Origin of the sequence: Paenibacillus naphthalenovorans (assembly GCF_900099895.1) — a bacterium.
In the GTDB taxonomy this organism is placed as follows: Bacteria; Bacillota; Bacilli; order Paenibacillales; family NBRC-103111; genus Paenibacillus_G; species Paenibacillus_G naphthalenovorans.
In genome coordinates this window covers 1-26630 of sequence record NZ_FNDY01000039.1, presented here as the reverse complement: position 1 = coordinate 26630, position 26630 = coordinate 1, and the positions used below count along the sequence as shown (strand labels likewise).

28 protein-coding genes, 1 pseudogene and 1 riboswitch are annotated in these 26630 nt (G+C 51.3%); of the genes and pseudogenes, 23 read left to right on the top strand and 6 right to left on the bottom strand.

Going from position 1 to position 26630, the window contains the following annotated elements; all coding sequences use genetic code 11:
- The first annotated feature begins 232 nt into the window (after positions 1-232).
- The 4 genes from BLT35_RS23255 to BLT35_RS23240 are packed head-to-tail and all read left to right on the top strand — an operon-like array spanning position 233 to position 3679.
- The gene (locus BLT35_RS23255) at positions 233-1279 is read left to right on the top strand and encodes a metal ABC transporter solute-binding protein, Zn/Mn family (protein ID WP_074729880.1); all 1047 of its coding nucleotides are present in this window, start codon (positions 233-235) and stop codon (positions 1277-1279) included.
- Positions 1280-1309: 30 nt separating this feature from the next.
- Positions 1310-2092: a metal ABC transporter ATP-binding protein gene (locus tag BLT35_RS23250; RefSeq protein ID WP_054818825.1), complete on the top strand. Its 783-nt coding sequence runs from the start codon at positions 1310-1312 to the stop codon at positions 2090-2092.
- Between the two features lie 50 nt (positions 2093-2142).
- Complete coding sequence (locus BLT35_RS23245) at positions 2143-2946, top strand: metal ABC transporter permease (RefSeq protein WP_074729874.1); 804 nt, start codon at positions 2143-2145, stop codon at positions 2944-2946.
- Between the two features lie 25 nt (positions 2947-2971).
- A complete protein-coding gene (locus BLT35_RS23240; RefSeq protein WP_074729873.1) occupies positions 2972-3679 on the top strand; it encodes a cytochrome c biogenesis CcdA family protein in 708 nt (235 codons plus the stop codon).
- A gap of 6 nt (positions 3680-3685) precedes the next feature.
- Here the strand turns inward: BLT35_RS23240 and splB are convergent, their stop codons facing one another.
- Complete coding sequence (gene splB / locus BLT35_RS23235) at positions 3686-4744, bottom strand: spore photoproduct lyase (RefSeq protein WP_074729872.1); 1059 nt, start codon at positions 4742-4744, stop codon at positions 3686-3688.
- Between the two features lie 212 nt (positions 4745-4956).
- Here splB and mntR point away from each other — a divergent pair, with 212 nt between their 5' ends.
- Entirely contained in the window at positions 4957-5379 is a 423-nt protein-coding gene (gene mntR / locus BLT35_RS23230; protein ID WP_074729871.1) for a transcriptional regulator MntR, read from the top strand.
- Positions 5380-5489: 110 nt separating this feature from the next.
- On the top strand, positions 5490-6497 hold the full coding sequence (locus BLT35_RS23225) for a patatin-like phospholipase family protein (RefSeq protein ID WP_074729870.1): 1008 nt from the start codon (positions 5490-5492) through the stop codon (positions 6495-6497).
- Between the two features lie 47 nt (positions 6498-6544).
- On the opposite strand, the gene BLT35_RS23220 is transcribed toward BLT35_RS23225, so the two are convergent.
- A complete protein-coding gene (locus BLT35_RS23220; RefSeq protein WP_074729869.1) occupies positions 6545-6826 on the bottom strand; it encodes a hypothetical protein in 282 nt (93 codons plus the stop codon).
- Positions 6827-6864: 38 nt separating this feature from the next.
- Positions 6865-7794: a DUF1385 domain-containing protein gene (locus BLT35_RS23215; RefSeq protein ID WP_074729868.1), complete on the bottom strand. Its 930-nt coding sequence runs from the start codon at positions 7792-7794 to the stop codon at positions 6865-6867.
- 164 nt (positions 7795-7958) lie between these two features.
- Between BLT35_RS23215 and BLT35_RS23210 the strand changes: the two genes are divergently transcribed.
- From BLT35_RS23210 to BLT35_RS23165, 9 genes and pseudogenes are all read left to right on the top strand, one after another.
- A complete protein-coding gene (locus BLT35_RS23210; RefSeq protein ID WP_074729867.1) occupies positions 7959-8471 on the top strand; it encodes a YqhR family membrane protein in 513 nt (170 codons plus the stop codon).
- A 107-nt stretch (positions 8472-8578) separates the two neighbouring features.
- Positions 8579-9025: a type II 3-dehydroquinate dehydratase gene (gene aroQ / locus BLT35_RS23205; protein WP_054818829.1), complete on the top strand. Its 447-nt coding sequence runs from the start codon at positions 8579-8581 to the stop codon at positions 9023-9025.
- Between the two features lie 3 nt (positions 9026-9028).
- Complete coding sequence (locus tag BLT35_RS23200) at positions 9029-10102, top strand: M24 family metallopeptidase (protein ID WP_074729866.1); 1074 nt, start codon at positions 9029-9031, stop codon at positions 10100-10102.
- 99 nt (positions 10103-10201) lie between these two features.
- Positions 10202-10759, top strand: coding sequence for an elongation factor P (gene efp, locus BLT35_RS23195; protein WP_054818830.1), 558 nt, complete (start codon positions 10202-10204; stop codon positions 10757-10759).
- 407 nt (positions 10760-11166) lie between these two features.
- Positions 11167-11820, top strand: a complete 654-nt coding sequence (locus BLT35_RS23190; protein WP_054818831.1) for a response regulator transcription factor — start codon at positions 11167-11169, stop codon at positions 11818-11820.
- The gene (locus BLT35_RS23185) at positions 11817-13214 is read left to right on the top strand and encodes a sensor histidine kinase (protein WP_074729865.1); all 1398 of its coding nucleotides are present in this window, start codon (positions 11817-11819) and stop codon (positions 13212-13214) included. The genes BLT35_RS23190 and BLT35_RS23185 overlap by 4 nt, the downstream gene beginning before the upstream one ends.
- Before the next feature lie 81 nt (positions 13215-13295).
- Entirely contained in the window at positions 13296-14156 is an 861-nt protein-coding gene (locus BLT35_RS23180; protein ID WP_062408990.1) for a hypothetical protein, read from the top strand.
- A 174-nt stretch (positions 14157-14330) separates the two neighbouring features.
- Entirely contained in the window at positions 14331-14852 is a 522-nt protein-coding gene (locus BLT35_RS23175) for a TetR/AcrR family transcriptional regulator (protein WP_062408989.1), read from the top strand.
- A 448-nt stretch (positions 14853-15300) separates the two neighbouring features.
- Positions 15301-15543: pseudogene (locus tag BLT35_RS23165) on the top strand (CobW C-terminal domain-containing protein); the annotation flags it as partial.
- Between the two features lie 121 nt (positions 15544-15664).
- Here the strand turns inward: BLT35_RS23165 and BLT35_RS23160 are convergent.
- From BLT35_RS23160 to BLT35_RS23150, 3 genes are read right to left on the bottom strand one after another with little or no spacing between them, the layout of a single operon-like run.
- A complete protein-coding gene (locus BLT35_RS23160) occupies positions 15665-16975 on the bottom strand; it encodes an opine metallophore biosynthesis dehydrogenase (RefSeq protein ID WP_074729863.1) in 1311 nt (436 codons plus the stop codon).
- Complete coding sequence (locus BLT35_RS23155) at positions 16972-17790, bottom strand: class I SAM-dependent methyltransferase (RefSeq protein WP_074729862.1); 819 nt, start codon at positions 17788-17790, stop codon at positions 16972-16974. Before BLT35_RS23155 ends, BLT35_RS23160 begins: the two co-directional genes overlap by 4 nt.
- 1 nt (position 17791) lies before the next feature.
- Positions 17792-18595, bottom strand: coding sequence for a histidine racemase CntK family protein (locus tag BLT35_RS23150; RefSeq protein ID WP_496559592.1), 804 nt, complete (start codon positions 18593-18595; stop codon positions 17792-17794).
- On the opposite strand from BLT35_RS23150, the gene BLT35_RS27680 reads away from it, so the two are divergent.
- The 8 genes from BLT35_RS27680 (at position 18533) to BLT35_RS23115 (ending at position 26503) form a co-directional block, all read left to right on the top strand.
- Positions 18533-18709 carry a hypothetical protein gene (locus BLT35_RS27680; protein WP_254777646.1) on the top strand — a complete coding sequence of 59 codons (177 nt, stop codon included), beginning with the start codon at positions 18533-18535 and terminating at the stop codon, positions 18707-18709. The genes BLT35_RS23150 and BLT35_RS27680 overlap by 63 nt on opposite strands.
- Before the next feature lie 182 nt (positions 18710-18891).
- On the top strand, positions 18892-20499 hold the full coding sequence (gene cntA / locus BLT35_RS23145; protein ID WP_074729861.1) for a staphylopine-dependent metal ABC transporter substrate-binding lipoprotein: 1608 nt from the start codon (positions 18892-18894) through the stop codon (positions 20497-20499).
- Positions 20500-20523: 24 nt separating this feature from the next.
- A complete protein-coding gene (opp1B, locus tag BLT35_RS23140; RefSeq protein ID WP_054818836.1) occupies positions 20524-21456 on the top strand; it encodes a nickel/cobalt ABC transporter permease in 933 nt (310 codons plus the stop codon).
- Positions 21457-21458: 2 nt separating this feature from the next.
- Positions 21459-22352: a staphylopine uptake ABC transporter permease subunit CntC gene (cntC, locus tag BLT35_RS23135; protein WP_074729860.1), complete on the top strand. Its 894-nt coding sequence runs from the start codon at positions 21459-21461 to the stop codon at positions 22350-22352.
- Between the two features lie 5 nt (positions 22353-22357).
- Positions 22358-23197, top strand: a complete 840-nt coding sequence (gene cntD / locus BLT35_RS23130) for a staphylopine uptake ABC transporter ATP-binding protein CntD (RefSeq protein ID WP_054818842.1) — start codon at positions 22358-22360, stop codon at positions 23195-23197.
- Positions 23184-23921 carry an ABC transporter ATP-binding protein gene (locus tag BLT35_RS23125; RefSeq protein WP_074729879.1) on the top strand — a complete coding sequence of 246 codons (738 nt, stop codon included), beginning with the start codon at positions 23184-23186 and terminating at the stop codon, positions 23919-23921. The genes cntD and BLT35_RS23125 overlap by 14 nt, the downstream gene beginning before the upstream one ends.
- A 112-nt stretch (positions 23922-24033) precedes the next feature.
- On the top strand, positions 24034-25278 hold the full coding sequence (gene cntE / locus BLT35_RS23120; protein WP_054818837.1) for a staphylopine family metallophore export MFS transporter CntE: 1245 nt from the start codon (positions 24034-24036) through the stop codon (positions 25276-25278).
- 684 nt (positions 25279-25962) lie between these two features.
- Positions 25963-26049, top strand: a riboswitch (cyclic di-GMP riboswitch).
- A gap of 73 nt (positions 26050-26122) precedes the next feature.
- Entirely contained in the window at positions 26123-26503 is a 381-nt protein-coding gene (locus tag BLT35_RS23115) for a response regulator (RefSeq protein WP_074729859.1), read from the top strand.
- The last annotated feature ends 127 nt before the right edge of the window (positions 26504-26630 follow it).

The window sequence follows — 26630 nt, the reverse complement described above, 5'->3', positions numbered from 1 at the left end:
CTTTGCTTGAAGGTTCAGCGGCGAACGGTTGAAATTGAATAAATCATTCTCCGATCAATTGACGCTACGGACCGGTTAGATCAGCCGGCCGTAGGGTCTTTTTTTTATATGACCGCTCAATCGTAATTTCTACATTTACCGTTGACAACCCGGCCGGGAGGGGGGTATAATCATCGTTGTCGATTCATAATAAAAATAATTACGATTTACATAAGGGGGAAGTGACTTGCCGATGTCTTTTCAAAAGATATACAAACGCACGGTTGTACCATTTATTCTTGTTCTCATGCTATCCATCGCATTATCGGGCTGCACCGGCAGCCAGCCGCAGCAAGCCATGGAGGACGGGAAAATCAATGTGGTTGCAAGCTTCTATCCGCTGTATGATTTTGCTTCCAAAATCGGCGGAGCGCATGTGAATGTCATCAATCTGGTTCCTACAGGAGTTGAACCTCATGACTGGTCGCCTAAGGGTCAGGATATGTCCAATTTGTCCAAGGCGGATCTGTTTATCTATTTGGGAGCGGGTTTCGAGGGCTGGGTCAATCAGACGCTAAGCAGCCTGGATAAGAAGTCCGGTATGACTGCCGTGGAAGCAAGCAAAGGGATTACGCTCATCCCGGGTACGGAGGACGGACATGATCATGGCCATGAGGAAAAAGGCAATGGACATGATGACGACGCTGCGCAGGATGCCCATAAGGATGAGCACCAAGACGAGCACGAGGATGAGCATCAAGACGAACATAATGAGTCGGGAATGGATCCTCACGTTTGGTTAAGCCCGGTTAATGCCAAGATCATCGCGCAAAATGTGAAAGACGCTCTTATCAAAGTGGATGCGGCGAATCAGGCGGACTATGAAGCCAACTTCAAAAAGCTCGCGGATCAGCTGGATGAGCTGCATAACCAATACAAAGAGAAGCTGGCAGGCACTTCCAAGAAAGAAATCGTCGTGACGCACCAATCGTTTGGCTACTTGGCCAAGGAGTACGGCCTGGTACAAAAATCAATCATGGGCCTGACGGCGGACGCCGAGCCTACCTCAAAGGATATGCAGGCCATTCTTAAATTCATAAAAGACAACCAGCTCAAATATATATTCTTTGAGGAACTGGTCTCCGACAAGATGGCCCGGACGCTGGCCAACGATGCGGGAGTGGAAACGCTTGTCCTCAATCCGATCGAAGGACTGACGGAGGAACAGGTCAAGCAAGGTGAGGATTATGTGTCAATTATGCAAAACAATTTGAATAATTTATTAAAAGCATTACAATAGAAGGGAGACCTTCGACTAAGGAGCTTTGCTATGCTGAACAATGCTCAATCCGGATGTCATCAGGAGATCGTTACGATCGATGACGTCTTTTTTTCTTATGAAAATAAAACGGTGATTCAAAACCTGAGTTATTCGATTCTCGAGCGTGATTTTGTCGGCCTGATCGGCGCTAACGGAGCCGGCAAAACGACGCTGCTCAAAATGATCGTCGGCCTGCTGAAGCCCACCTCCGGCGAGATTCGCTTGTTCGGCCAGTCGATCAAGGATTTCCGGGATTGGGAACGGATCGGGTATGTACCGCAGAAGAATGCGCTTAACCCGCTGTTTCCGGCGACCGTCCGGGAGGTGGTCACCTCCGGCCTGTTCGGAAAGAAAAACATGTTCCGGAGGCTGACGAAGCAGCAGCGGAATAAATGCGACGATGCGCTGTATGCGATGCGGATCGAGGATCTGGCTGACCGTCGGATCGGTCAATTGTCCGGAGGCCAGCAGCAGCGGGTATTTCTCGCCAGGGCGCTCGTGAATAATCCGGAGCTGCTCATTTTGGACGAGCCTACCGTGGGAATCGACGCGGAGACGCAAGCCGGGTTTTTCCGTATGATCCGTCATATGCACCAGCATCATCATATTACATTTATTATGGTTTCACATGATATGGATATGATGAAATCGTATCTCGGGAGCGAGCCGGCCCAGAAGAACGGCGGATTGTCTTTCTATGTCAAGCACACGCATGAGCCGGAGAATTGCAGGGAAACGGATCTGACCCACTCCATGCAGCAGCTCAGAGAAACGATGGAAGTACTGACATAAGCATTGCGGCGCTGCGGCAGGTTTGGTTCAGAAGATAGGAGAGAAAAGGGTTGGATATATTTACGGAATATTTTTTTCAGCGGGCGCTGCTTGGCGGCCTGCTGATCGGATTGACGGCTCCGCTTATGGGGGTATTTCTGGTGCTTCGCCGTCTGTCTATGATCGGGGATACGCTCGCTCACGTGTCCATTGCCGGAGTGGCCCTCGGGTTCTTGATCAACGTGTACCCGATTGGAGTAGGGCTGTTATTTGCGCTGCTTGCTTCTTTTGCTATCGAATGGCTGCGCAAGGCCTACAAAACGTATGCGGAGCTGTCGATTGCCATTATCATGTCGGGAGGTATAGCTCTCGCTACGTTTCTTTTTACGATGGGCAAAGGCTTTAACATTAACGTCATGAGCTACTTTTTCGGCAGCATCTATACGTTGGACAGCACCGATTTGTGGGTGGTCGGCTGCGTAGCTGTTCTTGTCGCGGCGTTTGTGCTGATCAACTATAAAGAAATGTTTCTGCTGTTCTTTGACGAGGATGCGGCGGGAGTCAGCGGTCTGCCGCTGCGCTTCTATAACATCATGATCACGATGCTGACGGCGCTGGTGATCAGCGTCTCGATCAAGATTGTCGGCGCGCTGCTGGTATCCTCTTTGCTGACCATTCCGGTCGCATGCAGCCTGCTTGTCGCACGAAGCTTCAAGCACTCGATCTTCTGGTCGATTTTATTTGCGGAGACGGCGGTTCTGATCGGCTTGGCATCGGCGGGCATCTGGGATTTGGCTCCCGGGGCTACGGTCGTGCTTGTATTGATTTTCATGCTGATCTGCATTTTGTTTGTCAAAAGAGGATTAAGGTCTTAATACCGTAAAGGGGTGAGAATGACCTGTGGAATTGAATATCTGGATTGCGCTTTGGGCAGGTTTTTTATCCTTTATTTCACCATGCAGTCTGCCTTTGTATCCTTCTTATTTGTCCTACATTACAGGTGTCTCGGTCAATCAGTTAAAAAGCGATCAAACGACGCGTGAAATTCGGTTTAAAATGGTTACCCATACGTTAAGCTTTATCGTCGGCTTTTCGATCGTGTTTTACAGCTTGGGACTCGGCGCGAGCGCCATTGCCAATTTGTTTATCGACTACCGCGATTTGATGCGGCAGCTGTCCGCTATTTTTATTTTTGCCATGGGTTTGTTTATGCTGGGTATCTTTCAGCCGCAGTGGCTGCTGAGGGAGTATAAGATGAAGGTAAGAACCAAGCCGGCAAGCTATATCGGGTCGCTTTTGATCGGTATCGGCTTTGCCGCAGGCTGGTCCCCGTGCATTGGTCCGATTCTGTCCTCGATCCTCATGCTGGCGGCAACAGAGCCTGATTCCTGGCTTCCGCTCATTACCGCCTATTCGCTGGGGTTTGCCATTCCGTTTTTTATCCTGGCATTTTTTATCGGCTCGACCCGTTGGATTTTGCGGTATTCCTCCACCTTGATGAAAGTGGGCGGGGGGCTGATGATTTTCATCGGGATTCTGCTTTATACCGACCAAATGACAAGGATTACGATTTGGCTGCAGCAAATTACCCCCGCCTGGATGGGCTGAGTTCTTTTAGGTAAAGTAATCGATATTCGCCTGCGGAAAATGGGTGAAGATTTGCTCGGTAATGTATGCTCTGAGCGCATCCGCTTTTTCGTCAGGATATACGTATTTTCCTTGTCCCCAGCGCCCCCATTTATATTTTCGCTGCTCTTCGTCCATCTCCAGCTTGGTCCTGGGATAACGGCGCTGGATGACTTTTTTGGCGGTTTTGGTAAACCGGTGCTGGATCAATTCAAAGGTCAAATCAGAGGTCGCTTCCGGCGGAAGGGTTTCTTTTAATTTGCGTAAAAGCTCGCCGTAGCCTTCCTCCCACCCGTCGTGCCAAATGATCGGGGCGATGATAAAGCCAAGCGGATACCCTGCTTTAGCCACCTTGCCCGCAGCTGTGATCCGATCCTGAAAGCTCGAGGTACCCGGTTCAAAATGCTTGATGACATAATCAGCGTTTACACTGAACCGAAAGCGGGTGTGACCGTTATGCCTGGCGTCAAGCAGCGGCTCGACATGATGAAACTTGGTGACGAAACGAAGCCGGCCGAGCGGTTCCTTCGCCATAAATTCGATGACTTCCTTCAAGGATCCGCTGATATGCTCCAGACCTACAGGATCTGAAGTACATGCGGCTTCAAACCGGGTAATCTCCGGCGCCCGTTCATCGATATACCGCTTGGCTTGATTTAAAATATCATCCATATTGACATAAACGCGAATATAAGGCTTGGCTCCCAGGGTGGTTTGTAAATAGCAGTAATGACAATGCGCCATACAGCCGGTCGCAATGGGGATGGCATATTCCGCGGACGGCTTTGACGTATCGAATGTCAATGTTTTGCGGATCCCGACGACCAGCGTTCTTTTGGCGATCCGGTATTTCTCCAGTTCGCCTTCGCCCGGCAGGTTCGTAATCCGGTTGTGCGAAGTAGTCATATGAATAGGCAAGCCTTCTTTCTTGGCCCATTCAAGGATTTTTTGCCCTTTGGGATATTCCAATGCATCCGGCTCAAAGTAAACGAGCTCGGGAATAAACAATTGCGTTCCCCGAACGGGCGGAGACAGCACGGTTGCCATGGTTTACCTCCTTCAAAATGATCTTGGGCTTGCTTCACTATGGCTGCTGTGATATAGTAAAGAACGCTTATAATGACCTTAGGGTACCCTTCCCGCCAGTTCTCACACATGGGAAATGACGAGTCGGACATTCTAAGGGACTTGCCTTGTGAAAAAGAAACAGTGTATCATTAAAATAAACGAGATTGTCTTGGAGTACAGGAGGAACGTCAATGGCCACACCGAGCATGGAAGATTATTTGGAAAAAATATATAAATTAATTGATGAGAAAGGCTATGCTCGCGTATCCGACATTGCCGAGGGGCTGGAGGTTCACCCTTCTTCAGTAACCAAGATGATTCAGAAGCTGGATAAAGATAATTATCTGATTTATGAGAAATACCGCGGTCTGGTACTGACGTCCAAAGGACAGAGAGTCGGCAAGCGGCTGGTAGACAGACATCATCTTTTGGAAGAGTTTTTGACGCTGATCGGCGTTTCCGATGAGCATATTTATAAAGATGTAGAAGGTATTGAGCATCATCTCAGCTGGGAATCCATCACCTGCATCGAGACGCTGCTGGAATATTTTAAACGGGATGCCTCCCGGGCCGAGGATTTAATGCAGCTCAAAAGAGAATTGGAAGAGGCGTAAGAAAAGCTCCGACATAATGTCGGGGCTTATTTTATTGGACGCCCGCATATGTACAATCTGTACTCTCATACATACTCTGTGAGACTGTTTGCGGGAAGAGGGGATGCGGGGTGAGAATCAATGCCGTATTCGAAGGCGGGGGAGTAAAAGGTATTGCTCTGGCCGGTGCGGTAGCCGGTGTGGAGGAGCTGGGTCACCAATTTTATCAGGTGGCGGGAACGTCGTCAGGTGCCATTGTCGCTTCTTTGGTAGCGGCCGGATATAAGGCTGAGGAGTTGCGGGAAGTGATCGAGGCTACTCCATTCCGCCTTTTTTTGAAGCGGTCGGCCATTTTCGATACCAAATTCATTGGTCCCTTGTCCAGATTGTTTATAAAAAAAGGGCTGTTTTCCGGTGAATCGCTTGAGCATTGGATCTACGGGCTGCTGCTGGCTAAAGGCATTCGAAAGTTCGGGGATTTGAAACACAATCAACTGCGGATTATTGCTTCTGACATTTCCAGCCGCAGGCTGCTTGTTCTGCCGGATGATATTGCCCAATACGGGGTGGATCCGAAACGTTTTCTGGTGGCTAAAGCCGTCCGGATGAGCACGAGCATCCCTTATTTTTTCGATCCTGTCATCATACGTAAAGCGGCCAACCGAAAGATGCGCTTCGATAAAAACTTTGCGGATCAATTCGTTTACATAGTGGATGGAGGGCTGCTTAGCAACTTTCCGCTTTGGCTGTTTGATTCAGAGGAGGAGCCGTCTTTGGATCAGATGATCCCTACCCTCGGATTTCAGCTTGTAGGCCGCGGTTCGGGTAAGCCGAATGAAATTTACGGTCCGCTTAGTATGATGCGCGCGCTTTTCTCGACGATGCTGGATGCCCGTGACGAACGGTATATTCAAAAGCATAACCGTTTCCGTACGGTTAAAATCCCGACGCTGGGTGTAAGCAATACCGACTTCGATATTACTCCCGAGCAAAGCTTGGAGCTGTTCGAATCCGGCCTGCAAGCAACGCGCGCTTTCTTCGGCAAGTGGAAGCTTACGGACTACAAGCAGAACTATGTGACCCACGTATGCCGGATGATGCGGCAAAATAAAGATGCTGATCCGAGAGCCCGCGCATAAAAAACAGCAGGTTCAAATGACCTGCTGCACGGTAACGACTCTGTATTTTAGTGGTATTTGGGCGGTTCGTCGGAACTGTCCTTGCTGCCGTTGATCACCCGGAAGGTGGCGTTTCTGCGCTTGGTTTTACTGCTGCTGAACCGGGGCGGACTGAACGATTTCGATCTGCTGCGCCAGCGGCTAGGCGGGTATTTGTACAGCAAGAAGATGATCCCGAAGACCAGAAGCGGGATGATCAGGGTACCCGGTCTGGTTAGAACGGTGAACAAAATGCCGATGGCGACCAACGCGAAGATGACATAGGCTATCGTGCTGTTGCGGTGTCTCATTCCAAACCCTCCTTTTGTTGATGGAACTGTAAAAGCGTTTAAACCTGCATTTGCTTATCGAGTTCCCTCATGCGGTTGAATGAAGCGATCGATACCTCCACTTGCGAATCATCGGGTTCTTTGGTCGTAAGAAGCTGCAGCCAAAGTCCGGGATAACCGAGGTACCTCAGTACGGGAACATCGCGCAAGCTGTTAGTGAAACGCAGAACCTCATAGGAGACGCCAATAACCACGGGAATCAGAACGATCCGCTGAATGATCCGCTCAACGAACGAATCATATTGAAAGAACGAGTAAATCACCACGCCGACAATCACTGTAAAAACGATAAAGCTGCTGCCGCAGCGGTAATGCAGCGTGCTGAACTTTTGTACGTTTCTTACCGTTAATTCTACACCGGCTTCGTAAGCGCTGATTACTTTATGCTCGGCCCCGTGGTATTGGAACAGGCGTTTGATCATGGGAGTCAGGGAAATGAAATAAATATAAGCTATCAATAAAATGATTTTGATCAGGCCTTCAATCAGATTGTGACCGATTTGATTCTCGAACATCTTACCGAACAAAAGCTGTTCGATCGCCGTTGGAACAAGCGTGAAAACAAATTTGCCGAATAAAAAGGAAAGAATGCCTATGAACGCGACGCCAAGAATCATTGTCATTTTGCTGGCGAACGTTTCCTTCTTTTCTTCCTTTGTGCCGCTGTCTTCTTCCGCAAACATTTCAGCAGAGAAATTCAAATGCTGAGAGCCTTTTGCGCTTGCCTCGATGATTCCTACAATGCCCCGGATGAAAGGGATTTTCTTGAGCGTCTGGACCCAGCCGAATTCTTTTTTGGGAACTTCTAGAAAATGAATGGTGTTATCTTTACGGCGTACAGCCGTTACATGAACCTTTTGACCTGCAAACATGACGCCTTCAATGACGGCTTGGCCGCCGTAAACCGCATTCTGCTGCTTTTCCGACAAAACGATGCACCTTCTTCTGATTTGAATAAGTTAGGAATGGTGTAGGAACAGGAATCCTTCAGCTTTATTGTAACGAATCGGATCGGATAATGCTACTTGTTTATCCATGGGACTTTTGAACATACTAAGGATTATTCGGAATGTACAACGGGAGGCTCAGCGGAATGCATGCGAATGATAATGAAACGAAACCCGTAACCAATAAGTGGTTTTTTTCGCTGTACATCGGTTTTTTTGCAGGATTGTTCTGGGGCGGCTTGAAAATCGTCCAGCACTATTTTCACTTTACCTCGCTGTCACCGGCTTTTTTGATCGAGCCCTTCTACAGGCATTCCTACCTTATGACATGGCAGGGCACTCTTCTGGGGTGGGGGGCTTATATCCTTTTCTCTATAGCCGCGGCCATACTGTATACGCTGCTGCTTGCCAAAGCGAAGGGCCCCTGGTATGGTCTGGGCTACGGCCTCGTATGGTGGGCTGTCCTGTATTTGTTCATTGGACCGCTCACCGGTATGATGGACCGGATCACCTTGCTGGGTTGGAATACGATTTTGACCGATTGCAGCTTGTTTTTACTGTGGGGCTTGTTCATTGGGTATTCCATCAGCTTTGAATTTACAGATGAGCGGATACGTGAACCGTTCGACAATAAACGTAATCAGCCGACACCCCATTAACCGTTATTTATCACATTAACGCGGGGATTGATGAAAGTTCTCAAACCGGAGAAAAGTATGGTAAAATAGATAGGTATGTGCTGTTTGATCGGTTGGGGGGAAATCGGATGAAACAAATACTGTTATTGAACGGGCCCAATTTGAATATGCTCGGTATTCGGGAACCGGGTGTTTACGGTGCGCTGTCGCTTCAATCGATAACGGACCGGCTGTCCAAGCTGGCGGAAGAGCTTGGAGTAGGGCTTGAAGCGTTCCAGTCCAATCATGAAGGCGAACTGATTGATCGCATTCACGCGGCTTACGGGACAAAGGACGGTATCCTGTTCAACCCGGGTGCCTTTACGCATTACAGCTATGCCATCCGCGATGCCGTAAGTGCTGTCAATATACCGGTGGTTGAAGTACATATTTCCAACATTCATAAAAGGGAATCGTTCCGTCATGTTTCCGTGATCGCTCCGGTAGCGATCGGTCAAATTGCAGGGTTCGGCGCGTACGGTTATGAATTGGGTCTCAACGCATTGGTCCAATATATTGAACGTTCGGAGGGATAGCGGATGCAGGAGGAACGGATTCTGCGGCTTCGCAGTCTGATGCAGGAGCAAGGGCTTCAGGCGCTGCTCATTACGAATGCAACCAATCGCATGTACATGACAGGGTTTACCGGATCGTCAGGCTACGTGTTGATCACGGAAGACCGGGCTATTCTGCTTACGGATTTCCGCTACATGACTCAGGCCCCCCAGCAGGCGGTCGGCTACGAAGTTATTGAGCATGCGCCTAAAGCTATGGAGACGGTCAAAGAGCTTCTGGCTCATGCGGGCCTGACCAAGCTCGGCTTCGAGCAAAACGACATGACCTACGGTGTGTATCAGGCTTGTGCCGGGATTCTTGGCGGCGTAGAGCTCATTCCGACGGACTCCGTCGTTGAAACTCTTCGGATGGTGAAGGACGAAGGCGAGCTTGCGGTCATGCAGGAAGCGGCAGAATTGGCCGATCGGACGTTTGAGTACATCCTCGGTATACTGAAGCCAGGCATGAAGGAGCTCGATATTGCGCTTGAAATCGAGATGTATGTTCGTGCCCATGGCGCTGCCTCGACATCCTTTGAAACGATCGTGGCCTCTGGCGAACGCTCCGCCCTGCCTCATGGCAAGGCCAGCAAAAAAGTCATTGGTACGAATGAATTCGTCAAGCTGGATTTTGGAGCCTACTATAAAGGCTACTGCTCCGATATTACCCGTACGGTCGTACTCGGCAAGCCTACGGACAAGCACAGGGAGATCTACAACATCGTGCTGGAAGCTCAGCTGGAGGCGCTGGACCGGATTCGCTCCGGCATGACCGGACGTGAGGCGGATGCTGTCGCTCGTGACGTGATCAAGCGCTACGGCTATGGCGACTTATTCGGTCACGGCACCGGACACGGCTTGGGTATGGAAATCCATGAGGCGCCGCGGCTCTCCATAACAGGAGATACGGTTCTTGCACCGGGAATGACCGTTACCGTGGAACCCGGTATCTATATACCTGGCTTTGGAGGCGTCCGCATTGAAGATGATATCGTCATTACAGACACAGGCAATCGTAGGTTAACACAATCAAGCAAAGACTTGATCGTGATTCCATAACTTTATTCATCTAGGTAGCGGCAAGCTGTTTGTGCCGCGGGGTTTTCCGCGTTTTCTTCGGGACTGCCGTCTGCTCACATTTTCAGGGAGGTATTTGTAGTGATTTCAGTTAACGATTTTAAAACAGGCTTGACCATCGAAGTAGACGGAGATTTGTTCACCGTTATTGACTTCCAACACGTAAAACCGGGCAAAGGCGCTGCGTTCGTCCGTTCCAAGCTGAAAAACCTGCGTAACGGCAACATCGTTGAGCGCACTTTCCGTGCCGGCGAGAACGTCAGCCGCGCCCACATCGAGAACCGTCAAATGCAATACCTGTATGCCAGCGGCAAAGAGCATACATTCATGGATACGGAAACGTTCGATCAAATCACCCTGGACGAGAAGCAAATCGAGTGGGAGCTGAACTTCCTCCGCGAGAACATGATGATCAATATCATGAGCTTCCAAGGCGAAATCCTCGGTATTAACCTGCCGAACAGCGTTGAGCTGAAAGTGGTTGAAACCGAACCGGGCATCAAAGGAAACACCGCAACCGGCGCGACCAAGAACGCCAAGGTCGAAACCGGCCTGAACGTACAGGTGCCGCTCTTCATCAACGAGGGCGACGTCCTCCTGATCGACACGCGTGAAGGCAAATACATTTCCCGCGCGTAAGATTCATTTAGGAGCTTAAAGCATAAGGTCCTTATCTCATTGGTCCATAGATGACTAGAGATAAGGATCTTTTTTTGTTTTGTTGGGGGGCTGAGGGGTCACAGCCAACAACACGTAAAGTGTATCTCGGGCATTGACCCTTTTTCTCGTATTAACGCTTTCGTTGAATTAAGAAGCAATTGTATGGTTTGCTGTCTGCGTTCCTCCTGCTTCAATGGATTCACTCCTTGATTGGTTTAAGTTCAGAATGCTGGAGAAATCCTTCCTTTTCGATCGTCATAATAGAGTGAATGGACGCAAACCTATCCAACGGTAATATTGTTGTGGTGCCAATCGCCATGACCCGCTTTTACAACTCTATAACAAAACAATAATAATATGATTGCAGAAAAAGGAGGCGAGCCGTATTGGCGGCCATTTTAATTGTTGAGGATGAAATATCGATCAATGAACTGGTCAAAAGGAATTTGCAGCTTGTAGGGCATCACTGCACTTCTGTTTTTGATGGAAAAACGGCCATTTCTGAAATAGAACGCCATACCTATGATCTGATCATTTTAGATATCATGCTTCCTGAAATTGACGGGTTTGAAGTGTTTAAAAAAGTACACGAAACGCCCACGATTTTCTTAACGGTACGCAGCAGTTTATCCGATCGCATTAAGGGTTTTTCTATGGGGGCTGACGATTATTTGACCAAGCCCTTTGAAATGTTGGAACTATTGGCTCGCGTAGAAGCAGTGCTGCGGCGAACCCAAAAAAATAAAAGTTGCTTTGAAGCGGGGGCTGTGAGGATTGATTTTGACAGCCGCCAGGTATTCTATATGGGACAGCTTGTGGAATGCACCCCTAAAGAATTTGAATTGTTAGAGGTGCTGGTAAAAAACCGCAATATTGCATTGTCCAGAGAAAGACTTCTGGAGCTAGTGTGGGGCTATGATTATGAAGGCGATACCCGTACGATTGATGTTCACATCCAAAAGCTGCGTAAAAAATTGGGCTGGGAGAATATGATCAAAACGGTCTACAAGCTGGGCTACCGCTTGGAGGTAAACCAATGAAACACCGGACCTTTTTGACAACACTTGTCCTTTTTCTGTTATCTTTCAATCTTGGAATATTCATCATTTGTGTCACTACATTCAAAGATACGGTTCATCGTGCGGAAGAAAGAAGTTTGCGCGAACACTATTTTATCACCTCAGCGCTTACAAAGGATTTTCATGCTGTGGAAAGCCGCGGAATTGATATTAAGAGCTCTTTAGATTCTCTGCTCCAGCCATACCGTTATCTGTCCGGGGATAAAAAGGTTTATCTGGCGCTTTACAAGGGCCATCAGCTTGTCTATTCCAATCGGCAGGAAATCGTATTGCAGAGCCGTTTCATGGAGCCGCCGGAGGACGGAAACCGACTGGCTTCTATACAAAAATCAGATGACAGCACCTATGTCATTGTTTCGGGAAAGCTTCCTGCGCCGTATGAGGTCTATACTATGGTTTATCTTTACGATGCGTCGGATGCCATCACCGCATGGGAACAAATGAAAAACATGCTGTTTTTCGCGGGGTTGATTCTTTCCGGTTTGCATGCTTTAGGTCTTCTTTTCATTCTGAATCGAATATTCAAGCCCTTGTCGCAGATTTCTCAAACCTCCCGCAAGATCGCGGCCGGCGCATACGAAACCAGGCTTCCGGTATCCGGTCATGATGAGCTTTCCGAAATGGCTCAAAGCTTCAATCATATGGCGGAGGAAATCCAGCGTCAAATGACGGAGCTGATCACCGCCGCAGAAAAAAAGCAACAGTTTATTGATAATTTTGCCCATGAGCTCCGTACACCCTTGACCGCAATCTACGGATATGCGGAATATATGCAAAAGGCGGCCCTGACGGAGGATGACAGGCTATCCGCGATCAGCTATATTATGTCGGAAAGCCGGCGATTGCAGATCATGGCCAATCAATTACTCGAACTGGCAAATCTTAAGAATGATCAGATCGCCTGGGAAGCGCAAAACGTATCCGCTCTTTTTCAATCGGTCAAGCAGACACTGCATAATAAGCTTACGGAAAAAGAAATACAAATGGAATTTCTTTGTGAAATGGATGTTCTTTGGGGAGATGCCTGCTTGCTGGAAAGTCTGTTTATCAATCTAATCGACAATGCGATAAAGGCGTGCGGTACGGGCGGTCATATTATCGTGCGTGCCGTCGTGGAAGCCGGAAAGAAAACGGTTTACATCCAGGATAACGGTAAAGGGATGACCTCCGAAGTACTACGGCATATTACCGAGCCCTTTTACCGCGCGGAGAATTCACGAAACCGCAGGGACGGCGGCACCGGATTAGGCCTTGCTATCTGTAAACAGATTGTTCTGCGTCATGGCGCGGAACTGGAGTTTACGAGCCAACTTGGCGAAGGAACGACAGCAAAAATCATTTTTACAACTTCATAATAACTTGATGATGATTCGATAATCCGGCCATTTTACACTGCTTAATGTGATCACAAACATAACGATGAAGGAGTGATTCAAATGAAAAGCTTGAAAAAAACCATATTCGCATCCGCAGTGATCATTGGGGCCAACACCTTATTGTTCCAGGGATTTACACAGGCAGTAACGGTATCGGAGTTCAAACAAACCCATGTGATCCCTACAAAATATGCGAATGCTGCAGCCGGTCCGTTCCAAGCGGCACCAAACAGCTTGCCGGATGGCTACAAAAAAGCCAATTATACGGTGGGAGCCATTGACCTTGAAAACTACCGCAACCAAACGCCAACCAGCAAGGATTTAACAAAAGAAGAAGCAGCGGAGATTGGCGCCCAGGCCCTTTGGGAGGTATTTGACCTGAACTTAGAGGGCCAAGCCATTGAAATGGGCTATCAACAGGCAAACGAAGGCCTTCCCCGTTCGAGGTGGTATGCGGATGTGCTGATCAACGGCGAGCGCAATTATTATTTCTCCGTAGACTCTGTAACAGGAGAATTATTTACCATAGGCCGCAGCAGAACGCTGGATGAAAAGGTTTCAGTAGCCTTTGATTCGGCCCTTGCTAAAAATCCGCAGGAATATGTTGAGCTGGCAAAAAAACTGGCGGAAAAATATAACGTTGTTCATAGCGCTGTGAAGTCGGTTGAATACAACGGCCAGGGCTACAGCAACAATGATCCGACGATTTCAATGGATATCACGGGCGAAAATGGGGAAATGGCTTTAATAACTTTTTCCCGGTATGATAAAGCGCTGCTCGGCATCAGTTATAATACGGAATATAAGTCCGCACTGGAATTCAATCAAGAGCTCATCAAGCAGGTGCAGGACAAGATCGAAGAGCTTGGAAAGTCAGCTCTTCCTGAAAACGAAGCACCCACTCTGAGGGTTTTGAAGTAATGTTTTGAATAAATAAAGGAAAAGTATTGGCATGGTCCCCGGCGAACGCTGGGGACCTGTTCCGTTTTTCTATTCCTGAAACGTCGGGAATGATGCTGAATTGATACCAAGGTATTTTTCTTGTATAATAACATAATTGCTGAATCACTAACTTGCGAAGGAGGCGTCAATCCGATGTCAAAGTCCGAGACGATCTCGGTAAACCGCAAATCGGAAATCATATCCGCAGCGATCGAAGTGTTTGCGGAGATCGGATTTTTCCGGGCCACGACGGCACAAGTCGCGAAACGGGCCAAGATTTCGCAGCCCTATATATTCCGGTTTTTCTCAACCAAAGAAACATTGTTACTTGCGGCGCTGGAGGTGTCCTGGTCACGGGTGATCGAATCCTTCCGCAAGGTTGTGGAATCCGCTTCGCCGGAACAACTAGAGACCGGCCTTATTCAGGCCTATGAGGATATTCTGGATTCCTACCAGAATGAGGTTCTGCTTCAGATGCAGGCACAGACGATCCGGGAAGACTCGATCCAAGAAGCGATGCGCAATGGACTCGGGGAAGTCCGCCGCATGGTGCTGGACGCTTTCACCAAAGCCGGCATTCCGAATGCCAAGGAACGGACGATGCTGTTTCTGGCCCGGGGGATGATCTGCAACATTGCGCTGGCGCTGGACATGCCCGAATTGAAGGAAAGGTGAGGGGCGGGAACATTGAATTCAAATTAGTGATTGACCAATCAATCACTATATGATACATTGCAATATAGTAAGTGATTGATCAATTACAAAGGAGCATCCGAAACAGCCTCATACAAGGAAGGGCAAGACTAGGCTCGCTGAGCGGGGACAAATATGAGCGGCTGATTGGACCAGTGCGGGCGACGTCTTTTGAAGAGGGAATCTCGGCCACGGTTCGCGCGCTGCAAAGAAGAAACGGTTCTCTTTTAGCGATCAATAGTAATTGATCAATCACTATCTGGATAAAGGGATAGTTATGTAATGCGGCTTCGAAGGAATTCGTCATATGCAACCTTAGATGTCCGAACCTCGATAATGAAAACCTGAAAAGGCCATAAAACTTATTGTGTGAGTATATCAGTGAGGGCGCTAATTTCGTTTAACACCATATACTCATTATTTCGAGAAGGAAGTGGAACGGGAAGCGTTTGAAGGCTTCCTTGCCTTGCTGCCGCCGAATGTGTACCGGGCCAAGGGGCTGATCCGGTTTGCGGGACGAGCTTTTCCGAGCTTATTCCAATATACCCATGGCGATCTGGACATATTTTCGATACGTTCGGATGTAGAGACATCGAACGTTTCCATATTTATCGGCGATCATTTCTCCAAGCAGGATATGGCAAACGCTTTACGCGCTTTGGAGCTGTCATGATGGAAGTGATATGATAACCGTCGTCATTAGCCTGCTAGAAACGCTCAAAACGTCAAAAAGCATGGCCGCTCATCCATCTGGGCGGCCATGCTTTCGTTCTGTGTGGTTGCTCCGCTCCGGCTCAGGTCTTGGCAGCGTCGATCTGAAGCAGCTCCGCACAGATGCGCCGGACATCGCCCTCGAAGCTTTGGGGCGTAAAGGCTTCCGACAATGGACGGCCCGTAAGCAACTCCGCTGCGCTTAGCAAGTGCCGCTCATATCGGTCGACGAACCCGTCGATGGTCGGGCAAGGCAAGCCGGCTGCGCGAGAGAGGCCTTGTATCATTTTGATCCGGTAATAATCTTCCTTCGGCATTCTCGGAATATCCCAGGCTCCTTCCTGATTGACGAACACGGGGCGGAGCGGAACGGCGGAGAAGTCGAAGTACCGGCCGTCCCGATCCGGCTCCGAGTAGGGATCGATCAGCAGGGACGCGTAACGAACGTATAACGAATATTGCTGATGGATGGGATCTAGCTCGGGGAAACCGTCAATGTACTGGCGGGACAAGCTTTCCGGCCTGACCGGGTAATTATCGTCGACCATGAATTGCAGCAGGTTGAGCGGCTCCAAGCGAAGCATCCGGGCGAGAGCGGATATCTCCTTCCATTGCTCCAGCATTTCCCGTATGAGAGTGGGCGTAATGGGGCCCTCCGGGAACAGCTTGTACACAAACTTCGGAATGGCTTGGCCGCTGAAAATGACGCCGAGCGAGAAGTCGTTCATAAACAAAGGCGGATGCACGTACAACGAGATGTTGCGCGTCTCGGCCGCAAGCGCCGAATCCAGCGGTTCCAGCGCGATGCCCGCATCTTCGTACAATCGCCGGAACGTCTCCACGGACTCGGAGGGCCATCCCGCCGCTCCCGCATACACCTTGCGTTTGACTGCCGTCGTCAGAACATGGGTTGGCGGCTTATCGCCCGTCCGTCGCGTGTCCCCCAGGTAGGTGGAGAAGCTGAGCACCTCGGCGTCGCAGCCTTGTTCCTTCAGATAATGGCGGATGAGCGCGCCCGAGCCGAAAGTCGGGGAGAGAAGCGCAACGCAGCGCAAGCTGTGCAGCAGCCGTGGCGGTAGCTGCGCGAGCACGGACACATAAGCATCCGCCGTTACCGCCAATATGAGCGTATCCCACTGTTCCTCAATGGTTCCCAAATCCTGGAACACGGCGTCCACGCGGCACTCGCCTTGAAGCGCTTTATGTTGCGGACCGCTTGTTTCGACGGCAACCGTCCCGCCGTTCCAGCGAAGCGCATCGAAGAATGGAGCGGAGAGAACGGACTTTCGTCCGGCGATGCCCACGTGGCTGTTCCGCAATCGCTTGAGAAGCACGGCAAGTTGTACGGCTGCGGGGCCTGTTCCTGCGATGAGAACGCTGCGAAGAAGGTTCATCTCAAGACCTCCCTTGCCGGGGCCGGAGCCGGCGCTTTGCGGTACAACGCCACATCGAATACATGTCCCGGCCGTACCGTCGTTTCATTGAGCTGCCATTTGCCGTCATCCACTTCCTCCATGGGATAGTTGAAGAGCGCCTTCAAGCCGTTCCCGTATCGCATAGCTACGACGACTTCCGGCTGAGTCGCCTCATGCAGCAGGTCGAGGAGCTCGTATTTGACGGACACCGTGGAACTGATAATGATGTGCGTAACCGTGCCGATATCCTGCAGCCGCTCCAGCGGAACGTTCTCCAGCCGGATGGGCAGATACGGGCCGAGTCGTTCGACGACCTTCCTGCCCAAATCCACGGCTTCCCGGTCAATGTCGATACCAATCACCTCGGCGCCTGTTCGTTTGGCGATCAGCAACGGCGTCATCGGGAACGCACCCGAGCCAATCAACAACATCTTGGAATCGGCGGTTACCGTGAAGCTCCCGAATTCCTTTTCGATGGAAGCCTCAATGTGATGAAAGTACTCATGCCTGTCATCACCGCCATGCAGCAGCTTGAGCGCGCGATATTTTTCCATAATGGCGACGCAACGCGCCGATATGTCCCGCAGTTGCATCACAAGCGGATGGAGCTCCTGAACGTCTCCGGGGTTAAGCTCCGCCCATAACCGTTGATTGTTCGCATCGGTGATGAAGGCGGAATAGTCGTCTATTGTTTGCTGCAGCTCATGATTGTTGCGGGAGATGCCGTCATATTGCGCGGCTGCCTGTACGAATTTGTCGCGAAATTGCAGCAATGATCGATATAGAAGTTCCATGTTATCCGTTTCCTCCTTGTAATGAATATTGGATGCAATCGTCGACATAAGTTTTGCCTCTGGCGACGATGCCGACGGCGGATTCGATGGTCACGCCGGTGATCTCCCCTCCGTTCCAGCTAACGTGTACATGAATGATGCCTCCTGGCTGATGCACGGGCACGTCTACAGAGTCGCGGCCGTTCCAGGCCAGGTAACAACCCACCGAAGCCGTTCCCGAGCCGCAGCCTCGCTCCCAGATCAAGCTGCCGAGCGCGGGGATGTAGATCAGCGGAGCAAGCTCGCGCGAGGAGGGACGGTACAGCATGACGCCGACCAAGTTATCCCCCGACACGACGCCAAGCAATTTCGCCAGTCGTTCGGCTGCAGCCGGCTCAAGCGCGAAGCGCTCGTTGTCGATGACCAGATGGAAGAAGCCGCCGTAACGGACGATACCCAGCTCCAGCAGCAAACCTTCGAAAGGGATGACGGCGTTCTCTACCGCGGTTGGAATCGGCATGCCGGCTTCGCACATATAGTCCCTGTCCAATTTCTCCACGCGGCAAAACACGGGAAACTCCGCGCCCGACACCTCCAGCGGCATTTCCAGAGTTTCGCCTGGCCGCAGCGTTCGCTCCGACGCTAGACACGCCGCGAGTGCAAGGCAGGCATTGCCGCAAAATTCGCCCCCTGCCATCCGAAGTTTGGCGGCACAGCCGGGAAGGGTCGGCTTTTCGACAAAACCGACTTGCTCCGCGCAGAGATGGCTATAGTCCATGATCTGGGAGGCGATGTGGGCATGCTGATCGGCGGGCAACTCGCCCATGATAAGAATCGTCATGTTGCTTGCGGGACTGCATTTGACGAAATCAATCTCCTGATTCATTGGAACAACCCTCCGATATGGTGCAGAATGTGGACGACTTCGTCCAGAATTTGAAAATTAGTAATAATTACGAATAAACTCGACATCATCATAGTAAAATATTGGCAGTGCGTCAACGTTTTTTTTGCGGCTTGGGATGGGAAAAAAATGAATTGACAAATGATAATAGTTATTATTACAATCAAATAGCCATATATTCGTAATTTTTACTATTTTAGAAAAAGGAGCGTCAAAACATGAAAAGAATCAAAGCACCCGTACTACTGGTATCCCTTCTGGTCATCGTATTGCTGGCCGGATGCAGCGGCGGCAACAACAATAAGCCGGGGGCGGCCGAACAAACGCGGGAGCTGGTATACGCCGCGGCGAAAGACATCAACGACATGAATCCGCACCTGTATCCGGGATCGATGGCCGCTCAAGCCATCGTGTACGAATCGCTGGTGGAGAATACGCCGGAAGGCATTAAGCCGCTGCTCGCGGAATCATGGGACATCTCGGAGGATGGCAAAGTCTATACCTTTCACTTAAGGAAAAACGTAAAATTCCACGACGGCGAGCCGTTTAACACCGAAGCGGTCAAGCTGAACATCGAAGCCGTTCAAAGCAATGCGGCCAAACATGCCTGGATCAAGCTGTCGACCGTGCTGGATCAGGTCGACGTCATTGACGAGCACACCGTCCAATTGACGCTGAAAGATACTTATTATCCGACGCTGCTTGAATTGTCGATGACGCGTCCGTACGTCTTCCTCTCGCCGAAGGACTTCCTGAACGGGGAGACGAAGGACGGGGTTGCCGGTTATAACGGCACGGGACCTTACAAGCTCGACGAACATGTGACGGAGCAATTCGCAAAGTTCTCGGCGAACGAGGACTATTGGGGAGGCGTGCCTGCCATCAAGACGATTACGGCGAAGGTGCTGCCGGCCGGCGAGACGACGCTGCTTGCCTTGCAGAAGGGAGAAGTCAATTTCGTTTTCACCGATGACCGCGGCGCCGATAGCATCGACGTGGAGGCCATGCAGCGGCTGGCGGATTCGGGCGATTACCAGATCGTTCGGAGCGAGCCGATGAATACGAAAATGATTGTGGCGAACAGCAGCAATGCCGCCAGTCCCGTCAGCGAGAAAGCGGTGCGGGAAGCGATCTGGTTGTCCATTGACCGCGAAACGATCAGCCGCACGATCTTCAGCGGCACGGAGGCGCCTGCGGAGACGCTGTTTTCCTCCAACGTCAATTACGCCGATGTCGGGCTACCGAAGCGGGACTATAATCCGGAAGGTGCCGCCAAGCTGCTGGAGGAAGCCGGGTGGACGAATGGCGGAGGAGCGGCGGTCCGCACGAAGGATGGTCGCGAGCTTGCAATGAAGCTGTATTACGATGTCAATTCCTCCTCGCAGAAGACGCAGGCGGAGCTGCTTCAAAGCGAAGCCGGTAAAATCGGCATGAAGCTGGAGCTCGTCGGAGAAGAATCGCAGGCGATCGCAAACCGCCGTTCGACGGGCGACTACGACCTGTTGTTCAACCAGACGTGGGGTCTTGCCTACGATCCGCAAAGCACCATCGCCGCGTTTGCTTCCGAGTCGGCTTATCTGCACACGACAAGCGGCATTCCCCAGGCGGAGGAGCTGTACCGCAAGATCAATGAAGTGATGTTGTCGACGGACGAGGATGCCAGAAAGGCGCTTTACAAGGATATTTTGACGATCGTGCATGACGAAGCCGTGTTTATTCCGCTTACGAACGGCAGCGTTACGGTAGTCGCCCCCAAGGATTTGCAAGGAATCTCGTTCAAGCAGACGCAATTCGAGCTGCCGTTCGAACGAATGAGCTTCAAGTAAAGCGAAGCATGGAGGAAAAGAGCAATGGCCGGTTACGCATTGAAACGATTATTCGTCGTGGTTCCGCTGCTTGTTGTCATTTCGTTTATGACCTTTATTTTGAACGGGCTGTCGCCTATGGATCCGGCCGAGGTCGTTCTGCACGCCCAAGGCGTGCCGGCCATCACGGATGAGTTGATCGCGGAGACGAGGGAAGCGCTTGGCATGAACCGTCCGCTGCTCATCCGTTATTGGGATTGGCTGGTCTCGTGCCTCCGGCTTGATTTCGGAGACTCCTACATAACGGGCAAACCGGTATGGTCGCTGCTCGGCCCGGCTTTGCTGAACACGTTGAAGCTGACGCTCGTCTCCTCGCTGCTCATCATCTTGCTGTCGATTGCGCTGGGAGTCGGCTGCGCCTTGAGGGAAGGCAAGTGGCTGGACCTCTCGGTCAGAAGTTTCTCCTTCCTGTTGACATCGATGCCGTCCTACTGGCTGGCTGCGCTGATGGTCTGGTACTTCTCGGTCAAGCTTGATCTGCTGCCGACAAGCGGCATGGACGGGTACGGCAGCTACGTGCTGCCGGTGGCGGTCATCGTCATCGGATATGCTGGCATTTATTTTCGAATCATACGCAGCTCCATGTTGAGCAACCTGAACGAGGACTACGTGCTTTACGGCAGAGCGTGCGGGTTATCGGAGAGAAGCTTGACCTTGCAGGTGCTGCGCAACTCGCTGCAAGTCGCGGTATCGGTGTTCGGCCTTGCCATTCCGGTCATCCTGGGAAGCACGGTCGTCGTGGAAAATATTTTCGCTTGGCCGGGTCTCGGAACGCTCACTGTTAATTCGATTCTGGGGCGAGATTTCCCTATCATACAAGCTTACGTTCTGGTGCTGGCCGTTGCGTTCGTCCTGTTTAACACGGCATCCGACCTGTTGAACGCGGCGGTGAATCCGAAGCTGAGGAAGGAGTTCTAATAATGAAGCTGATGGAACGACTGCTGAAGGACAGATTGGCGGCGGCATCTCTTGCCGTCGTCGCGGCAACGCTGTTAATCGGCTTATGCGCTCCCCTTATTGCCCCGCATTCTCCGAACGAAGCCAACATGGAGCTGCGGTTCGCCGGAGCTTCCTGGAGCTACTGGCTTGGCAACGATCATCTGGGGCGCTGCATTTTGTCGCGATTGATCTACGGCATCCGTCCAAGCGTACTCTGGGTGCTTGCCGCCCTTGGGGCGTCCGCTGGCATCGGAGCCGCGCTCGGCTTTGCCGCCGGTTATTTCCTAGGGAAGACGGATGCGATATTGATGCGAATCTGCGACATCATGCTTTCGTTCCCGGGTTACGTCATGACGCTGGCGATTGTCGGCATGATGGGGGCGGGATTGACCAACATTTTGATTGCGTTCGTGATGATGAAGTGGGCCTGGTTCGCCCGCGTCATTCGAACGGCGGTCATGCAATATGCGGATGCCGACTACGTGAAGTTTGCGAAGGTGCTGGGCATCGGCCACTTCGGCATTATGACGCGGCATATCGCGCCGGTGGCGCTGCCAGAGATGGCGGTTATCGCCAGCGGCGCCTTTGGATCCATGATTTTGCAAATATCGGGGTTGTCGTTCCTCGGTCTCGGTATTCAGGCTCCTCATCCCGAATGGGGAATGATGATGAACGAAGCCAGAGCGGTTATGTTCACCCGTCCAGAACTGATGCTGGCTCCCGGGCTTGCCATTATTATTGTCGTGTCGGCGGTGAACTTCCTGTCGGATGCGCTGCAGAAGGCGCTCGATCCCAAGCTGATGATCGCGGCCAGACGTGCGGAGGCGAGTGCAGGCGGAACTGCGCCTAGATTGCGCGGGAAGGAGGTGGCTTGAGCGGGATGAACGGCAAAAATGGAATACATGTACTCGATGTTGAACACTTGAGCATTCGGGACGAGCGCTCCGGCCGTGCACTGGTGCATGACAGCTCCTTTCGGCTCGCGCAAGGGGAATGTCTGGCCATCGTTGGAGAGAGCGGCAGCGGCAAGTCGCTGACATGCAGAGCGATTATGCGATTGAATCGGACAGGTCTTCGGCAGTCGGGGACGGTGACGTTGAACGGAGAGGATTTGACGAAGCTGTCCGACAAGGAGATGCGGCGGTTCAGAGGGCGGCGGCTCTGCATGATTATGCAGAACGGCATGAGCGCGTTTGATCCGTCGCGGCCGATTGGCGTTTATCTGCAAGAGGTGCTGAGCGTCCACTACGACTGGAGCCGGAGCGAGACGGAAGCCAGACTGAGTGCGGCGATGGCCGCGGTTGGCCTGAGGGAGCCGTCTGAAGCGATGCGCCGCTATCCGCACGAGTTGTCGGGCGGCATGCTGCAGCGGGTCATGATCGCGCTTGCCATCGTAATGGAGCCGGATGTCATTATTGCCGATGAACCGACGACGGCGCTGGATGCCGTCACGGCGTACGAGGTGGTGGAACAATTCTTGCGTTTGCGTGAACGGCTGGGCAGCGCCATGATTTTTGTGTCACATGACTTGGGCGTGGTGAGACGTATTGCGGACAACGTGCTCGTCATGAAGGACGGAGAGATCGTCGAGCGCGGGACGACCAGGGATATTTTCGCCGGCGCGCGGCATCCGTATACTCGTTACCTGGTTTCCTCCAAGGAAGCGTTAAGCCGCCGCTACAATCAATTGATGGGAGGCGCGGATGTTGCTGAACGTTGAAGGTGTTCACAAATCGTATCGGCAGCAAGTCTGGCTCCGCAAAACCCGGCATCAAGTGCTGCACGATATCGGGTTCGAGTGGAGGAAGGGCGAATGTCTTGGCATCATTGGAGAAAGCGGCAGCGGCAAATCGACATTGGGACGGCTGTTGCTCGGCATCGAGAAGCCGGATAGCGGCTCTATCACTTTCGATGGGAAACCCGTCTCGGATCGAAGCGTGCGGCGGGGGGCTATCAGCGCCGTCTTTCAGGATTACACCTCGTCCATCAATCCATTTTTTACGGTTCGGCAGGCGATTCTTGAACCCCTCAGACTTGCGGGGAAGGGGGAGGGATCGTTTGACATCGGCAAGCTGCTGAGGCAGGTTGGGTTGAACGAATCCTATCTTCCGAGATACCCGCACGAACTGTCCGGCGGCGAGGCGCAGCGGGTATGCATCGCGAGGGCGGTGTGCTCGGAACCTCAGTGCATCCTGCTAGATGAAGCCGTAAGCTCGCTTGACGGCTCGGTTCAAATGCAGGTGTTGGACTTGCTCGGGAAGCTGAGAACGGCATATGGGATGGGTTATATTTTTATTACCCACGATATCCAGGCGGCGGCTTATCTTTGCGACCGGATCATGATTATTCGCGGAGGGGAGATCGTGGAGCTTGTCGATACCGAGGAGCTTGGGCACGTTCAGTCTCCGTATGCAAAGGAACTGCTTCGCAAGGTGTTGTCGTAATGACGCTGCACCCGGGCTGTTGTAATGATGCCAAGGGGATTGCTACGCAAGGGATTATCGAAATGTCTCGGGGAGAGTAGCGACCGAGGAAACAAGGAAAGGAGAGTTTGAAGTGAAAGGTGCGTTGTCCTGGCCGTTTCTTCGGCTGTATGTGCTTACGCTACTCTATTTCAGCGGGAATTCCATTCTGAATGTCATCATTCCTTTGAAGGGAGAGTCACTGGGAGCGTCCAATTCGACGATTGGCCTTATTATGGGTGCTTATTTGCTGACGACAATGTTTTTCAGGCCATGGGCAGGCGGCCTGATTCAGCGTTACGGAGCGATTCGTGTGCTGCGCGTCCTGCTGACCGTCAATGGGCTTGCGCTGCTGCTGTATACGTTCACCGGACTGGAGGGATACTTCCTCGCCCGCGTGCTGCAAGGCGTATGTACCGCCTTCTTCTCCATGGCGCTGCAGCTCGGCGTAATCGAAGCGCTCCCCGACAAGGATCGGGCGCAGGGTATCTCCATGTATTCCCTGTGCTCCTATCTGCCGGGCATATTCGGGCCGCTGCTGGCGATCGGCATGTGGCAATCGGGAGAGACGGGCGGAATGGGCCTGTTCGCCGTGTCGATGATCGCCATCGCAATATTGACCGGCATCGTCGGCTTCACGGCACGCATTGGCGGGCAGCCGGATGATACGGCAAGCGGTGAAGAGGGACGAGGTCCGGCAGGGGCCAGTGGGAGAGAAGGCGAGCGGCGTAGTCCGGCAGCGGCTATGTTGAGAGCTACGATCCAGCTTGGGAGCAATCCCCACTTGTTCCGTTGCGGCGTGCTCATGCTGAGCGCCTCGGTTGTATTCGGAGCGGTTACCGCGTTTGTGCCGCTTTACGCGCCGCAGATTCAGGGAGGCAATGCGGCCGTCTACCTCATGATTCAGGCGGCAGTCGTTGTGGCCGCGAGATTCCTGCTCCGATCCTGGATTCCGTCCGACGGCAAGTGGCGTTCCTCCTTCGTTGGTGGGTTGATGATGCTTCTCGTGACGGCTTCGCTTGCCGTCGGTTTATCGCCGAGCGCGGGCGCGGCGTTATTCTACACAGGGGCAGTGCTGCTCGGCATCGCGCAAGCGCTGCTGTATCCGACTCTGACGACATATTTGAGTTTTGTTTTGCCCAAAGCGGAGCGAGGCGTGTTAATCGGTTTGTTCATTGCGACGGCCGATCTGGGAGTGTCTCTGGGAGGCATCATCATGGGACCTGTTTCCGATCTGACTTCGTACTCTTCCATGTATTTGATCTGTGCAGCGCTTGCCGCGGCTGCTGCCTTGCTTGCCTTACAAAGAAGAGTAAGGCAAGCAAGCTCGGCGTCTTGAGACACGGAGTGGGGACAAAGTGGAAACATCGGAAACGGCAGAACAGGGCTGCTCTGCTGTTCCCAAGGCTTTGCCGAGAGCAAATGGCTCGTCTCAATGCGGAACCGGAAGAAAGTGAGCGTTCTAAACCACGGAGTGGAGGATCATGGGCGTACGGATGTTGGCTTCTTTGAGATGATTCTACTCCTTATGGTCTACCAGTTTTGCAGCGATATTTTATTATTGGAATTTTCAGATGCTTCGGCTAGGACAGCCAGTAAGCGATTGATGATTATCACGTACAGGTTCAGCCAGAATTGGCTGGCCTATTTGTGTTAGTAGCGTTTAACTGGCGGGTGCAATCTATAATAGAGGGCTGATAAGTTGGCAAATTCAATTGGTAAATATGATTTGTACCTATTATTGGATACCTTCTCTATGAGGTGAATCACCCAAGCAGGTGACATGTCTACTCGGGGTTTGCCAAGCAAGTGTTTTGCTTATTTAAATAAAGAGAAACCTAGTTGATGCTTTTGTTTGGGAGTATTAAATGTGATATTTAAAGAAAGTTATAAGGATGTTGAGTGATCATTCACGAGGTTATCCAAGATAAGGCATCTATTCATGTTGAAGCTGCTACCATAATTCGTCAAGAAATTTGGAGATTTCGTATCAAGGAATTGGAAAAGAGTGCATCGTGAAGTATATGGAAAACGGCAAAGCTGTCGAAAGGCAGTGACGCAAAGCCACGGGTCTTCTCACTATTCAAGTGATGACAGCCGGGTTACCCAATTTGCCGAACACGGCCTAAATGGGTCGTGTTTTTATTATTTGTTTATTTGGGAAACAGAGGAGAGTAATGGTATTGGAAGCGGGTATACATCGGGAATTTCCTACGATGTCTAAAAAAATCAATGAGAATATAAATGTTGCTTTAGTGGACCGAGATTCCGAATGGTGTTGTCGTTTTGCTAAATTACTCGAAACAGAGACGGATATTCATCTCATAAATACTTCCGCTACAAAAGAAGAGGCAGTGCGAGCGAGTTTACAGTTAGACGTGGACGTTGTAGTGGTGAATGCAACACTCCAGCCGTCTGGATGCGATGGATTAGATGCAACAAAAGACATTCTCGCCAAAAAGGACGTTCCCGTCATTACCGTTGCTTCAAGCGCAGACCCTGAAGTGATCGTCGAAGCAATTACAGTCGGGGCAGTAAACTTCATAAGCAAAGCCGATATGTAATGCTCCCCAAAGTCAAGACATGATTTTTTAGGAAATAAGTTATGTCCTCCTTCCGGTATTTAGGATGCGATTTGCCTTACTTCATGGGCGTAGAACTGAATGGGGCGCGCTTCGCCGAGTGACTGGT